12 protein-coding genes are annotated in these 13,446 nt (G+C 69.2%); 5 read left to right on the forward strand and 7 right to left on the reverse strand.

Going from position 1 to position 13,446, the window contains the following annotated elements; translation table 11 throughout:
- Positions 1 to 98 precede the first annotated feature (98 nt).
- From LX88_RS06725 to LX88_RS06735, 3 genes are read left to right on the forward strand one after another with little or no spacing between them, the layout of a single operon-like run.
- Positions 99 to 539: an Lrp/AsnC family transcriptional regulator gene (locus LX88_RS06725; RefSeq protein ID WP_211257779.1), complete on the forward strand. Its 441-nt coding sequence runs from the start codon at positions 99 to 101 to the stop codon at positions 537 to 539.
- 38 nt (positions 540 to 577) lie between these two features.
- The gene (locus LX88_RS06730; protein ID WP_258946909.1) at positions 578 to 1,054 is read left to right on the forward strand and encodes an RrF2 family transcriptional regulator; all 477 of its coding nucleotides are present in this window, start codon (positions 578 to 580) and stop codon (positions 1,052 to 1,054) included.
- 11 nt (positions 1,055 to 1,065) lie between these two features.
- Positions 1,066 to 2,184 (forward strand): globin domain-containing protein, encoded by a 1,119-nt coding sequence (locus LX88_RS06735; RefSeq protein ID WP_258946910.1) that lies wholly within the window; start codon positions 1,066 to 1,068, stop codon positions 2,182 to 2,184.
- Here the strand turns inward: LX88_RS06735 and LX88_RS06740 are convergent.
- Genes LX88_RS06740 through LX88_RS06750 form a run of 3 tightly spaced genes read right to left on the reverse strand, consistent with a single transcriptional unit; the run spans position 2,173 to position 4,518 of the window.
- Complete coding sequence (locus LX88_RS06740; protein WP_258946911.1) at positions 2,173 to 3,084, reverse strand: N-acetylmuramic acid 6-phosphate etherase; 912 nt, start codon at positions 3,082 to 3,084, stop codon at positions 2,173 to 2,175. The genes LX88_RS06735 and LX88_RS06740 overlap by 12 nt on opposite strands.
- Complete coding sequence (locus LX88_RS06745; RefSeq protein WP_258946912.1) at positions 3,081 to 4,001, reverse strand: MurR/RpiR family transcriptional regulator; 921 nt, start codon at positions 3,999 to 4,001, stop codon at positions 3,081 to 3,083. The genes LX88_RS06740 and LX88_RS06745 overlap by 4 nt, the downstream gene beginning before the upstream one ends.
- A gap of 52 nt (positions 4,002 to 4,053) precedes the next feature.
- Positions 4,054 to 4,518 (reverse strand): carboxymuconolactone decarboxylase family protein, encoded by a 465-nt coding sequence (locus tag LX88_RS06750; RefSeq protein WP_258946913.1) that lies wholly within the window; start codon positions 4,516 to 4,518, stop codon positions 4,054 to 4,056.
- Positions 4,519 to 4,567: 49 nt separating this feature from the next.
- Here LX88_RS06750 and pdxR point away from each other — a divergent pair, with 49 nt between their 5' ends.
- Positions 4,568 to 5,905: a MocR-like pyridoxine biosynthesis transcription factor PdxR gene (pdxR, locus tag LX88_RS06755; protein ID WP_258946914.1), complete on the forward strand. Its 1,338-nt coding sequence runs from the start codon at positions 4,568 to 4,570 to the stop codon at positions 5,903 to 5,905.
- On the opposite strand, the gene LX88_RS06760 is transcribed toward pdxR, so the two are convergent.
- From LX88_RS06760 to LX88_RS06775, 4 genes are all read right to left on the reverse strand, one after another.
- Positions 5,888 to 7,411, reverse strand: coding sequence for a serine hydrolase domain-containing protein (locus LX88_RS06760; protein ID WP_258946915.1), 1,524 nt, complete (start codon positions 7,409 to 7,411; stop codon positions 5,888 to 5,890). The two genes, pdxR and LX88_RS06760, sit on opposite strands and share 18 nt — an antisense overlap.
- A gap of 7 nt (positions 7,412 to 7,418) precedes the next feature.
- On the reverse strand, positions 7,419 to 8,624 hold the full coding sequence (locus LX88_RS06765; protein ID WP_258946916.1) for an exo-beta-N-acetylmuramidase NamZ family protein: 1,206 nt from the start codon (positions 8,622 to 8,624) through the stop codon (positions 7,419 to 7,421).
- The gene (locus LX88_RS06770) at positions 8,621 to 10,276 is read right to left on the reverse strand and encodes a glycoside hydrolase family 3 protein (RefSeq protein ID WP_258947628.1); all 1,656 of its coding nucleotides are present in this window, start codon (positions 10,274 to 10,276) and stop codon (positions 8,621 to 8,623) included. The genes LX88_RS06765 and LX88_RS06770 overlap by 4 nt, the downstream gene beginning before the upstream one ends.
- A 631-nt stretch (positions 10,277 to 10,907) precedes the next feature.
- Positions 10,908 to 11,702: an HAD family hydrolase gene (locus tag LX88_RS06775; protein WP_090069851.1), complete on the reverse strand. Its 795-nt coding sequence runs from the start codon at positions 11,700 to 11,702 to the stop codon at positions 10,908 to 10,910.
- A gap of 449 nt (positions 11,703 to 12,151) precedes the next feature.
- Between LX88_RS06775 and ssd the strand changes: the two genes are divergently transcribed.
- The gene (ssd, locus tag LX88_RS06780) at positions 12,152 to 13,186 is read left to right on the forward strand and encodes a septum site-determining protein Ssd (protein WP_258946917.1); all 1,035 of its coding nucleotides are present in this window, start codon (positions 12,152 to 12,154) and stop codon (positions 13,184 to 13,186) included.
- Positions 13,187 to 13,446: the final 260 nt, after the last annotated feature.

The raw sequence follows: 13,446 nt of genomic DNA on the forward strand, positions 1-13,446 counted from the left end.
TCGTCGCCGGAACGGCCCGTCACCTGAATGGGCGACGAAAGGCGTTCGGCTCGAACTTCTTCCAATCGCAAAACGGATCGCCGAGTAGCTTTGCGTTCATGTTGGACGAGGTGGACAAGGCCCTCTTGGAGGCCCTCCAAGAGGATGCGCGGCTGTCGTACAACGAGCTGGCCCGCCGGGTCCACGTCTCACCGCCGACGGTCGCGCAGCGGGTCCGCCGGCTCGAGAACATGGGCGCGATCACCGGCTACCGCGCCGTGGTCGACCCCACCGTCGTCGGACGTCCGGTGGTCGCGTTGGTGCGCATGAAGTGTTACGGCCCGCGGTGCATCACCGTGCACCCCGAACTGCTCGACGACCTCCCCGAAGTGGTCGAGGTCGTGCGGCTGACCGGAGACATCTGCTCGGTCGTGAAGGTCGTCACGACGTCCATCGTCGAGTTGGAGCGGCTGCTGGTCCGGCTGGCCGCGCACGGGGAGACGTCCAGCGCAATGGTGCTGTCGACGCCGATCCCGTGGCGGCCGGTGTTGCCCGGATAACATGCATCTGAGATTCCAATTAAGTTAGCCTCGATCTTGTGAGGCTGACCAAGAGCACCGACATCGCGCTGCGGATCGTGATGCGGCTGGCCGCTGCCGAGACGGACCGTCTCGTCTCGTCGCCCGGCGAGACGAGACGGTCCGTCTCGGCGAACCCGACCACGCGTGAAGTCGCCGAGGTCATGGGCGTGCAGTACACCCACGCGGCCAAGGTCGTGGCCCAGCTCCAGCACCTCGGCGTGATCGTGGCGCGCCGCGGCAGGGGCGGCGGCCTGGCGCTCGCCGAGACGAGACGGTCCGTCTCGGTGGGGTGGCTGGTGCGCGCGCTGGAAGGTAACGGAGAGGTCGTCGACTGCGACGGCGAAGTGCCGTGCCCGTTGAGTTCCGCTTGCCGGTTGCGACACGCGTTGCGTCAGGCCCAGGAAGCTTTCTACGCCTCGCTCGATCCACTGCGCGTCGAGGACCTCGTCGCTGATCCCACCGGTCCTGTTCTGCTCAGCCTCCGGCTGAGGTGAGGAGCACGTCGATGCTGTCCCCGAAGTCCGCTGAGCTGGTCGAAGCCACCCTGCCCGCTGTGGGGGCCGCCATCGGCGAGATCAGCAAGCTGTTCTACCAGCGCATGTTCGCCGAGCACCCGGTCCTGCTGCGGGTCCTGTTCAACCGCGGCAACCAGGCCAACGGCACGCAGGCCCAGGCGCTGGCCGGTTCGGTCGCGGCCTTCGCGTCAGGACTGCTCGCCGGGCAGCAGCCCGACGCGATGCTGCGCCGCATCGCGCACAAGCACGTCTCGGTCGGCGTCACGGCCGGCCAGTACGCGGTCGTGCACAAGCACCTGCTCGCGGCCGTCGGCGAGGTCCTGGACGTCACGCCGGAGATCGCGGCGGCCTGGAGCGAGGTCTACTGGCTGATGGCCGACACGCTGATCGGACTGGAGCGGTTCCTGCCCAGGGGCCAGCAGGACTACCGGGTGATCGCCCGGTTCCAGGAGACGGAGGACGTCGTCACGTTCGTCGTCAGGCCGGTCAACGGTCCGGTGCCCCTGAACGCCCCCGGTCAGTACGTGTCGGTGCAGGTGCCGCTTCCCGACGGGGCCCGGCAGATCCGCCAGTACAGCCTGTCCGGGCGGACCGACGACGCGCTGCAGTTCTCGGTGAAGCGCGACGGCGAGGTGTCCCGGTACCTGCACGACCGCGCGCCGGTGGGCAGCACGCTGAGGCTCAGCCGTCCGGCCGGGGACGTGACGCTCCAGCCCGGTGACGGCCCGGTGCTGTTCGCGTCGGCGGGGATCGGGTGCACGCCGATGATCGCGATGCTCGCCGAGCTCGCCGCCACCGGCTCGCCGCGGCAGGTCATCGCGGTGCACGGTGACCGCGACCAGTTCAGCCACCCGTTCCGCGCCGAGCTCGCTCAGCTCGTGGCCAAGCTCGAGGACGCGCAGGCGCACGTCTTCTACGAGCTGCCCGTCGGTGAGTGGCCAGCCGAACGGACCGGGTTCGCCGACCTCCGCGGTGTTCCCGTTCCCCAGGACACCACCGCCTACCTGTGCGGACCGGTGCCGTTCCTGCGGGCGATGCGGGCCCAGCTCCTCGAAGCGGGCGTCACCGACATCCACTACGAGGTGTTCGGGCCGGACCTAACCCGCTAGCCGGTCCAGGGCGTTGCGGACGTGGCCCTTGGTGTCCTCCAGAGCGGCGGCCGCACGTTCGGTCGGTTCGCCGGACAGCAGGTGGACCAGCGCCACCTTGAGGTCGCCGTCCGCGTCCGCCAGCGCCTGCTCGCACGCGGTCTCGGGCTGGCCGGTGGCCTCGTGCAGGATCCGGATCGTCCGGCCGCGCAGCTTCGCGTTGGTGGCGCGCATGCTGACCATCAGGTTCGAGTAGGTGCGGCCGAGCTTGATCATCACCGCGGTGGAGAACGACGTCAGGACCAGCTTCTGGGCCGATCCCGCCTTCATCCGCGTGGAACCGGCGATGGCCTCCGGGCCGGTGTTCAGCGCGACCAGGACGTCGGGCGTGAACGGCACCGACGCGTTGTTCGACACCAGCACGGTGCGCGCGCCGAGCGCTTGCGCCTCCTGCAGCGCGCCGATCACGAACGGTGTGCGCCCGGACGCCGTCACGCCCACGACCAGGTCCTTCGCGGTGGCGTGGCGGCGGATCTGGGCGGCGCCCGAGTGGTCCTCCACCTCCTCGACGGCGCGGACGAGAGCTTCCGGACCGCCGGCGTGGTGGGCGACGAACCAGTCGGCGGGGGCGTTGAACGTCGGCACGAGCTCAGCGGCGTCCAGCGTCGCCAGGCGCCCCGACGTGCCCGCGCCGACGTAGTGCACGCGGCCGCCGGACATGATCGCCGCGACGCCGAGGTCGACGGCCCCGGCCAGTTCCGGCAGTGCCTGCGCGACCGCGGCGGGGACCGTCCGGTCCTCCTCGTTGATCATGCGCAGCACGTCGATCGTGGATGCCCGGTCGATGTCCGTGGTGCGGGGGTTCCGTTGCTCGGTCGGAGATTCCACGCGCACCACCACACCGTTCCGGGGGGAGGTCATTTAGTCGTCTCCCGCGGCCGCCGCCGGCCGTCTGGTCTGGCACCGAGCCGATGGCCGGACACCGCCTCGTAGGTCGCCTCCAGCGCCGTCTTCGCCGTGTCCACGTGGTGCTGGGCGACGCCGATGAACAGGCAGTCGATCACCGTGAGCTGGGCGATGCGGCTCGCCATCGCGCCGGAGCGGAACGTCGTCTCGCGCGCGGCCGTGGTCAGCACGTGGTCGGCGATCTCGGTGATGGGCGAGCGCGGGAAGTTCGTCAGCGCGACGGTGGTCGCGCCGGTCTCGCGGGCGACGCGCAGGGCCTCGACGGTCTCCGCGGTCGAGCCGGTGTGCGAGATGCCCACGGCCACGTCGGCGGGGGTCAGCACGGCGGCCGAGGTCAGCGCGATGTGCGTGTCGTTCCACGCGAAGCAGGTGAGCCCTATGCGGTGCAGCTTCTGCTGCATGTCGAACGCGACGAACGCGGACGCGCCGAAACCGTAGACGTCGACACGACGGGCGCCCGCGACCGCTTGGACGACCTTCTCGAGCGACTCGACGTCGAGCTGCTCGGCGGTCTCCTCGACGGCGCGGGCGTCGGCGAACGCGACCTTGCCGACGACCTGCTTGAGGTCGTCGCCCGGTCCGATGTCGCCACCCATGTCGTGGTTGGCCCTGGCCTGGCTGCGGGCCGTGTCCGCGGCGAGCGCGATGCGCAGTTCCGGATATCCACCGACGCCGATCGCCTTGCAGAACCGCGTCACCGTCGTCTCACTCGTGCCCGCCTGCTCGGCGACCTCGGTGATGCTGCGGTGCGCGACAGTTCCGGGGTTCTCCAGCACCACCTTCGCGACGCGCTGCTCCGCGCGCGCGAGACCCGGCAGCAACGACCGGATCTTCACCAGTGGACTGGACTCGGCACTGCTTTCAGTGGACACGTGGGAAACTTACTAACCGCCACTGCGAGGGTCAACGGAGTGTGTCCGAAAGTCACCCTCTCGGCAGGTCCTGGTGGACGTCGGGCACCTTCCGGGTGGACACCGCGATCCGGTTCCACGAGTTGATGGTGAAGATCAACGCGATGAGCTGCGCGAGCTCCTCCTCGCCGAAGTGCTTCGCGGCCAGCTCGTAGACCTCGTCACTGACGTACTCGTGGCTGCTCAGGACCGTGATGGCCTCGGTGAGCCGCAGCGCCGCCCGCTCCTTCTCGGTGTAGAGGTCGCCGGCCTCCTCCCACGCGTTGAGGAGGTAGATGCGGGCCTCGGTCTCGCCACCCTTGCGGGCGTCCACGGTGTGCATGTTGAGGCAGTAGGCGCAGTGGTTGAGCTGCGAGGCGCGGATGCGCACGAGCTCGGCGAGCTGCTCGTCGAGGCCCTCGCGGGCAGCGGCGTCGAGGGCGATCATGGCGCGGTAGACCTTCGGGGCCTTCTTGGCGAGGTCGATGCGGTTCGTCATGGTCAAAACCTAGGGCGATGATTGGCCCTGGGCATGGTGAAATCTGATCGTGGAATCGTGGGCCAATCTCGACTTCCACCTGGACCTGTCCGGCCCAGGTGGTCTGCGGCACCGGTTGACGGCGTCGTTGCGGGACGCTGTCCGGTCGGCACGGCTGCCGCCCGGCACCCGCCTGCCGGCCTCGCGGTCGCTCGCGCTCGACCTCGGGATCGCGCGCAACACCGTCGCCGAGGCCTACGCGGAATTGGTGGCGGAAGGCTGGCTGACCGCGCGTCAGGGGTCGGGAACCGTTGTGGCGCAACGTGTCGAGCCGCCTCCTCCGGTCACCCGCCGTGCCGCGGACGCCGAGGTGCGGTACGACCTCAGGGTCTCCACGCCGGACGTCACCGAGTTCCCGCGCGCGGAGTGGATCCGTTCGACTCGGAGAGCGCTGACGGCGGCGCCTTCGGAGGCGTTCGGGCCGGGAGATCCGCAGGGCCGGATCGAGCTGCGGACGGCACTGGCCGAGTACCTGGCACGGGCGCGGGGTGTGCGTGCCGATCCCGAGCGGATCGTGCTGTGCTCGGGGTTCGGGGGCGCGGTCCAGATGTTCGACCGGCTGCTGACACCGCCGGTCGTCGTCGAGGAGTACGGGCTGGGCTTCCACCGGTCGATGTGGACGTCGACGGTGCCGTTGGCGGTGGACGACCACGGCGCGAACACCGAGCAACTGCCGGACGACCTGCGGACGTGTGTGTTGACTCCCGCGCACCAGTTCCCGCTGGGCGGCCCGTTGCACCCACGGCGGCGTGCATCGGCCGTGGAGTGGGCACGGCGCGTGAACGGCCTTGTGCTGGAGGACGACTACGACGGCGAGTTCCGTTACGACCGGCAGCCCGTCGGCGCAGTGCAAGGGCTTGATCCGGAGCACGTCGTGTACCTGGGCACGTCCAGCAAGGCGTTGTCACCGGCGCTGCGGATCGCGTGGATGGTGCTGCCCGACCGGTTCGTGGACCCCGTGCTGGCGTTGAAGACCGATCGCGAACAGCACATCAGCATGCTCGACCAGTTGACGCTGGCCGACTTCCTGGAGTCCGGGGCGTACGACAGCCACGTGCGCCGGATGCGGTTGAAGTACCAGCGCCGCCGTGACCGGCTGGTGGAAGCCGTCTCGCCGTACGTGTCGGTGTCCGGTATCGCGGCCGGGATGCACGCGGTGCTCGACACGCCTCACGAAGCGGAGATCGTGCGGACCGCGCGTGAACGCGGGATCGAGCTCAGCCCTCTCTCGTGGTTCCGGCACGAGCTGAGCGACGACGACCGCACGGGGATCGTGGTGAGCTTCGGAGCGCCCGCGTTTCCGCGGGCGCTCCCGCTGTTCACCGAGGTCCTAGCGGCGTGCCACTGACCAGCCTTCGGCCGTGACGTCGCCACGTGCGTGCACGTAGACGCCGCGGCCGTTGTACTGGCCCGCCTTGGTGTAGACGAACCGGGTCTTCACGGATTCCGTTGACACCCAACGACGTCCGGTCGTCGTGATGGTGCGCGCGTCCTGCCAGTCCGTGCCGTTCCAGCGCTGGACGGTCAGCTTGTCGCCCTTGTCGACGTCCACGAAGACCTCGACCGGACGCTCCGCGGTGAGGGTGCCGCCGGAAGTCGTTGCGCGCCACTGCTTCCCGTTCGACTTGACGGCGAGAGCGCCGGCCAGGCCGTCGGCGGCGGCACGGCGGGCGGGGTTGACGCTGCCCCAGTCACGGCTCGGGTGCACGCGGTTGGTCAGCAGGATCGCGATCGAGCGCGAGGCCTTGTCGATCACGAACGACGTGCCGGTGTAACCGGTGTGCCCCGCGGTTCCCCGGCCGCTCAGCGCACCCATGTACCAACGCTGGTCGAGCTCGAAACCGAGGCCGTGGGCGTTGTCCGGGAACTGCTGGTTGAAGTTCGTGAGCATCAGCTCGACCGAGTGCTCGCTGAGGATCCGGCGGCCTTGGTAGGTGCCGCCGTTGAGGATCGTCTGGCCGAGGACGGCGAGGTCTTTGGCTGTGCCGAACACACCGGCGTGGCCCGCTACTCCTCCGAGGGACCACGCGTTCTCGTCGTGCACCTCACCGCGGACGATGCCGCGTGGCGGTGCCGACTGGAACTCCGTTGCGGCCGTGCGGTCCTTGGCCTTCGGGTTGTAGCCGGTGTCCTTCATGCCGAGCGGCCTGGTGATGCCGTCGCGCACCGCCTGGTCGAGCTTCTTGCCGCTGACCTTGAGGACCAGCTCGCCGAGCGTGATCAGGTTCAGGTCCGAGTAGACGTACGTGGTGCCCGGCGTGGACTTCGGCTTCACGTCCATCACGGCCTTGATGCGTGACGGGACATCGGGGTACTTCTGCCACAACGGAATGAACGGTTCGAGGCCGCTCGTGTGTGTGAGCAGCTGCTTGACGGTGATGTTCTCTTTGCCGTTCACGCCGAACTCGGGCAGGTAGGTGGCGACCTTCTCGTCGATGCCCACCCGGCCCTGCTCGACCTGCTGGATCACCGCGATCGACGTGAACAGCTTGGAGATGGAGGCGAAGTCGAAGATCGTGTCCTTCTGCATCGGGACGCGTTCGGCTTCCGGCAGCTGGGTCTGCTGGTCCTCGTAGAGAACCGCGTAGCCCGTGCGGTCGTGCGTGACGATCTTGCCGTCGTGCACGTACATCGTGACCGCACCGGCGTACAGCGGCTTGCCGTTGGCCTGCGGTTTCGTGAAGTCGCGCAGCTGGCCCAGGGCCGCGTTGATCGGCTCCGGGTCGAGACCGGCCCAGAACGGGTTCGACGCGCGCAGCGTCGTCAACTGGTGTGCGAAGCCGTCCTGGGGTTGGTCGAAGTGGCCGGGGACCAGGGTCGTCACCAGTGCGGTGGCCAGGGCAGGGATGAGCATGGCGTCCTCACCGATAGCGCAGGTAGGGCAGGCGGGTGCGGCGGAACTGCTGGAGCTCCTGCTGCCACGCGCCGACGACCTCGGCCAGGGGAGCCTGGGCGTCGATCATCCGGCGCAGCCGGTCGGAGCCGCTGAGCTTGTCGATCCAGTTGTCGGGACGCCACGCGAAAACACCGGGGTACAGCGACTTCGCGGTGATCAGCATGGCCACGGCGGCCTTGATGGCGTCGAACTCCCGCGGGTCGGTGACGTGCAGGGTGACACCACCGCAGGCCTTGCCCTGGAACTTGTTGAACGTGGGCGAGAAGTAGGTCTCGCGGAACCTGATCCCCTTGAGGTCCAGGGCGTTCAGCGCTTCGGCCCAGCGCCAGTCGATGCCGGGCGCGCCGACGGTCTCGAACGGGCGGGTGGTGCCGCGGCCCTCGGACAGCACCGTGCCCTCGAACAGGCACGTGCCGGGGTAGACCAGCGCGGTGTCCTGGGTGGGCATGTTCGGGCTCGGCGGCACCCACGGCAGACCGGTGTCGAGCTGGTTCCGCCGCCAGTTCCTGACGTTGACCACTTCGAGCCTCGTGGTCAGGCCGAACTCGCCCTTGAAGAGGCGGGCCAGTTCGCCGACCGTCATGCCGTGCTGCTGGACGATCGGTTTCAAGCCCACGAAGGTCGCGTAGGCGGGGTCGAGCTGCGGGCCGTTCGCGGTGCCGCCGATGGGGTTCGGGCGGTCGAGGACGATGAAGTCCAGGTCCTTCGCCGCTTCCATCGCCTGGTACAGCGACCAGATGTAGGTGTAGAAGCGCGCGCCCACGTCCGCGATGTCGAACACGACCGTGTCGATGCCCGCCTTCGTGAACATCGCCTGGATCTTCGCGGGACTGGCCTGGTACGTGTCGTACACCGGGACACCGGTGCGAGGGTCCGCGTAGTCGCCTTCGGAGCCGCCTGCCTGCGCCGTGCCGCGGAAGCCGTGTTCCGGTCCGAAGACGGCGGTCGGCTTGGCGCCGTGGGCGACCATCGAGTCGACGACGTGGGTCTGGTCCTTGAGGATGCCCGTCGGGTTCGTCAGCACCCCGACCTTGCGGCCCTCGAGCTTGCGCCAGCCGTCCTGCGCGAGCTGTTCGGCCGCCGTGGCGAGCTTCGGGGACGCGGTGGCCGTCGCGGTGCCGGCGAGGGGGACGGACAGGGCGGTCGCCGCGAGGAAGCTCCGCCTCCTCACCAGGTCACCCCGTGTCCGAACGGGTAAGGGGTCGGGCCGGGCACGTCTACCGGGAGCTTGCCCTGCGGCTTGACCTCGCCGAGCAGGACCCTGGCCAGCGCCTCCATCGAGACGGTGGTGGTCGAGTAGGTGGCGAGCCACGTCTTGGCGCCGCTGTGCGCGACGTCGTACGGGTTGGCGGTGGCGGCCGCGACGACGGGCTTGCCGGTGGCGACGAGCTGGTTGATCAGGTCGACCTGCGCGCGCCTGGTGCTCGCGTTGTTGGTCAGCACCACGATCTTGTCCGCGTTGGCGGCCGCTGCCACCGCCTGCTGGATCTGCGCGGCCGTGGGGCTGCTCGCGGTGACCAACTTGGTGCCCTTGAGCCTGGTGGCGAGGGCCGTGGTGGTCGCGTCACTGGTGCCGACGACCAGGGGAGCGGTGGCGTTCAGCGGGAGCGCCTGGGCGTCGTTGCGGACGACCGTGATGGTGCGGTCGGCGATGGCCTGGGCCTGCTGCGTGTTGGAGCCGACGACCTGGTCGACCTTGTTCACGTCGACCTCGGAGGTGAGCATGACGCCGCGCAGGAGCTTCATCTTGAGGATGCGCAGGACGCTCTGGTCGATGCGCTGCTCGGTGATCTCACCGCTGCGGACGGCCTTGACGACGCTGTCGATCGCGAGGCCGAGGTTCGGCGGCATCAGCAGCTGGTCGACGCCCGCCTTGATGGCCAGCACCGGGATCTCGGCGTCGGAGTGCAACTTGCGGACGCCCGCCATCTCCAGCGAGTCGGTGACGACCACGCCGTCGTACTTCAGCTCGTCGCGCAGCAGGCCGGTGATGATCTTCGGGCTGAGCGTGGCCGGGTTGCCCGACGGGTCGATCTGCGGCACCTGGATGTGCGCGGTCATGATCGAGTCGATCTTGGCGGCGATGGCGGCCTTGAACGGCGGCGCGTCGATCTGGCGCCACTGGTCGAGGCTGCGGTTCGAGACCGGCAGCGCGGTGTGGCTGTCCTCGGACGTGTCACCGTGGCCCGGGAAGTGCTTGGCGGTCGAGGTCACCGACGTCATGTCGAACCAGCGGCGGCCCTCGTAGCCCTGCACCTGGGCGGCCACCATCTCGGCGGCGAGCTTCGGGTCGCTCGAGAAGCTGCGCACGCCGATGATGGGGTTCGCCGGGTTGGAGTTGACGTCGGCGTCCGGCGCGAAGTTCTGGTTGATGCCCATCGCGCGAAGCTCCTGGCCCGTGATGCGCGCGGCCTCTTCGGCGTCCTTGGTGCTCCGGCCCGCGCCGAGGGCCATGTTGCCCGGCAACTGGGTGGCGGGCGGGCCGATGCGCGTGACGACGCCCATCTCCTGGTCGATCGAGACGAGCAGCGGGATCTTGCTGGCCTTCTGCAGGCCGTTGGAGAACTGCGCGACCTGCTTGGGCGTGTCGACGTTGTCGCGGCTCGAGTTGTTGAAGTAGATGACGCCGCCGGGCTGGTACTTGCGCACCATGTCCGCGGTCGTGGCCACTCCGAAATCGGTCTGGTTCTTGGGCAGCGGGACGTCGGCGGCCTGGCCGTTGACGTACGTGACGAAGAGTTGGCCGACCTTCTGTTCCAGCGACATCCCGCGGAGTGTGGTCACCGAGGCGTCCGCTCTCGCCACCGGCGTGAGGGCGACCATGGCTGTGACCAGCGTCAACGCGGCGATCTTCCGCACTTGTCCGTGCCTCCCGGTGATGTTCCCACAGGTAACTGGCGTATTTCGCAAGTTACTCACGACTTCGTGGTGGGTCAACGGGGGCACATTCTGCCGTTCGGTGGCAGTTTTTGACCGAACAAGCAGACGGGGCACCCTCGAAAGGGTGCCCCGTCTTCAGCGCGGGCTTGCGAGCTACCAAGCGTGCAACTCCAGTCGTACAACCCTGGCCTCGGCGTCCGGCGTCCCGGTACGCAGGCCCTAGACGACAAGCCTCCCGCGGCGTGCTGCGCGTGGGTACTCGAAGTCCGCGCACGGAGCTTGGCCGGGGTGGATCCTGACTTCTCTTCGTCTGGCCCCTGGCCGACCCGAGGTCCGCACCACCCATTTAAGTGCGTGGGCCCGGTCACAGCAAGGGCTCGGACGGGTGCACCGGTCAAGCCACGTTCAGTAGTGAAAGTGCTGGGGTTTCTGGATTTGTGAGGTCTTCTTCGTGTTCGGGTACCGCCGGGAGGGCGGTGCCGTGCACTCACCTGGGCACCACGTGTGCGGCGCGTTGCCGCTACTCGCCGGTACCCGTCTCTTCTCGGTGCATTGTGGCCGCGGGGGCTTGACTTCAGTCGCGGGACCGCTTGCGGCGCAGGCCGTACCAGGCCGCTCCGGCCGCCGCGACGGCGCCGATGCCGATGGCCGTGACCGCGACCGCCTTGCCCGAGGGGGTGGACATGCGGGAGCGCAGGCTCACCGGGTCGACGAACTGCTGCACCGGCCAGTCCTTCTCGACGGCGATGCGGCGCAGGCCCCGGTCCGGGTTGACGGCCGTCGGGTGGCCGACGACCTCCAGCATCGGCAGGTCCGTGACGCTGTCCGAGTACGCGTAGCTCTTCGACAGGTCGTACCCGTGCTCGGCGGCCAGCTGCTTGATCGCGACCGCCTTGTTGTCGGCGGCGCAGTAGAAGTCGACGTCGCCGGTGTAGCGGCCGTCGTGGACCACCATCTTCGTGCCGACGCTGTAGTCCGCCCCGATCATCTGCGCGATGGGGGCGACCAGTTCCTCTCCGGACGCGCTGACGATGACCACGTCGTGGCCTTCCGCCTTGTGATCGGCGATCAACTGCGTCGCTTCTTTGTAAACGAGCGGATCAACGATGTCGAACAGCGTCTCGTTGACGATGCTGCGGATCTGCTCCACGTCCCAGCCGGCGGCGAGCGCCGTGATGTGCGCGCGCATCCGATCCATTTGATCCGCGTCCGCGCCGGCGAGCATGAACACGAACTGCGCATAAGCGCTCTTCAGCACCGCGCGGCGGTTGATCAGGCCCTCCTGGAAGAAGGGCCGGCTGAACGCCAGCGTGCTCGACTTCGCGATGACGGTCTTGTCGAGGTCGAAGAAGGCGGCGATCCGGCTCATGTGCCTCAGCTTAGGTGTACTCGTCAGTAGGCCGTTCGGGCGGCATTTCGCTCGTGTACGAAATCCTTGTGCTGCACGGTTACCGAAACTTGGCCCGCAGCTGTTGCGGAAGTTGCGCGCAGCACTGGCGCATGGGGATACAGTAGGAGAGTCCGGTTCGACGGACGGGTTCAGTCCGACCCCCCGGGACTGAACCATTGACGACCCCCGTCCCTCCCCCCTGGCGGGGGTCGTCCCATATCCGGACCCCGTCTCCTCGTGGGTACGACTGGACCTCTGCCGCTCTTGCCCGAGCGCCGTGTGCCCAACCCTCCAGCGTCGCACACGGGTCCGACAGTTCCGGCCCGCCAAGGCTTCCAAGATCGCGACCTGTCCACAGCCGCTGAGTTGTCCACAGGTGGATCTTCACCCCGTTGTGTCGTTCATCACGACCGGCCACGGTCAGACCCATGAGCCACCCCATCGCCCTGCTCACGGACCAGGACCTGCTCGACGAGGTCCTCCGCGTGGCCGCCGCGGCCGACTGCCCGCTCTCCTGCGCCCCGGACGTCACGTCGCTGCGCTCGCAGTGGCACACCGCGCCCCTGGTGCTCCTCGACCCCGCCGCGGTCTCCGCCTGCCTGGACGCGGGCTTCCCCCGCCGCACCGGCGTCCTCGTGGTCCACGGAGGCGACCCGCCGTGGGCACCGGCCGTGGCCCTGGGCGCGGACGGCGTCCTGGAACTCCCGGTGGAGGGCCGCTCCCTGGTGACGGCGCTGACCGACCTGGGCGAGGGCCCGCCCTCGGACCTGGGCCGCGTGGTGTCGTTCATCGGCGGCCGGGGAGGCGCGGGAGCCTCGACGCTGGCCATCGCCTGCGGCCGCGAGGCGGTGGCGCTGGGCGGCGAGGCGATGCTCGTCGACTGCGACCCGCTGGGCGGAGGCATAGACCTGGCCCTGGGCACCGAAGCCGACCAGGGCGCCCGCTGGCCGGGCGTGCACGCCACCGGCGGCAGGGTCCCGATGTCGGCCCTGCGCGCCGCCCTGCCGGCCACGGGCGACCTGACCGTCCTGGCCTGCGACCGGTCGGCGCCCGACCCGGAACCGGCGGCGGTCGCGGCAGTCCTGGACGCCGGCCGCAGAGCGGGCTGCACGGTGATCTGCGACCTCCCGCGCTTCCCCACGGCCTCCGCCTCCGCGGCCCTGGACCGCACAGACCTGACGATCCTCGTGGTGCCGGCCGAGGTCCGCGCCACCGCGGCCGCCAGCCGCGTGGCCACCACCCTCCTGACCAACGGCCGCAACCTCCGCCTGGTGGTCCGCGGCCCGTCCCCGGGCAACCTCCAGCCGGCCGAGATGGCCGACGTGATCGGCGTCCCCCTCCTCACCTCGATGCGCCCGGAACCGGGGCTGGCCGAGGTGCTGGAACGAGGCCGCTTCCCCCGCAACCCCAAGGGCCCGCTCGCGACCGCGGCCCGCGTGGTGCTGAAGGAGCTCCGCCCATGACCGCCGCGGATATCGCGGTCGCTGATGAGGCCGAGTACATCGCGCTCGCCTCAGGAAACGCCGAGACCGTGTCAGCGGACGCTTTCGGCTGCGGGTGCATCCCGGTTCTGCGCGGAGAAGAGGTGAGAGTCCCATACCCCCGTCCTCCCGGCCACTTCCTTGCGGCAGAGGGATTTCCGGCTCAGGACGGCGCGCCATCGCCGCACACTCCTGCCTCCACGAGACGCACCGCTCGCGACCGGATCTCGCTACCACGAAAG

Source organism: Lentzea californiensis (assembly GCF_024648825.1).
Classification (GTDB): domain Bacteria; phylum Actinomycetota; class Actinomycetes; order Mycobacteriales; family Pseudonocardiaceae; genus Lentzea; species Lentzea californiensis.

What these genes read in the sequence shown, in the direction of transcription:
- LX88_RS06750 (WP_258946913.1), bottom strand. Translation starts at nt 4,518, where the DNA reads ATGACGAACCGCATCGACCTCGCCAAGAAGGCCCCGAAGGTCTACCGC.
- ssd (WP_258946917.1), top strand. Translation starts at nt 12,152, where the DNA reads ATGAGCCACCCCATCGCCCTGCTCACGGACCAGGACCTGCTCGACGAG.
- LX88_RS06770 (WP_258947628.1), bottom strand. Translation starts at nt 10,276, where the DNA reads ATGGTCGCCCTCACGCCGGTGGCGAGAGCGGACGCCTCGGTGACCACA.
- LX88_RS06775 (WP_090069851.1), bottom strand. Translation starts at nt 11,702, where the DNA reads ATGAGCCGGATCGCCGCCTTCTTCGACCTCGACAAGACCGTCATCGCG.
- LX88_RS06735 (WP_258946910.1), top strand. Translation starts at nt 1,066, where the DNA reads ATGCTGTCCCCGAAGTCCGCTGAGCTGGTCGAAGCCACCCTGCCCGCT.
- LX88_RS06725 (WP_211257779.1), top strand. Translation starts at nt 99, where the DNA reads ATGTTGGACGAGGTGGACAAGGCCCTCTTGGAGGCCCTCCAAGAGGAT.
- LX88_RS06740 (WP_258946911.1), bottom strand. Translation starts at nt 3,084, where the DNA reads ATGACCTCCCCCCGGAACGGTGTGGTGGTGCGCGTGGAATCTCCGACC.
- LX88_RS06760 (WP_258946915.1), bottom strand. Translation starts at nt 7,411, where the DNA reads ATGCTCATCCCTGCCCTGGCCACCGCACTGGTGACGACCCTGGTCCCC.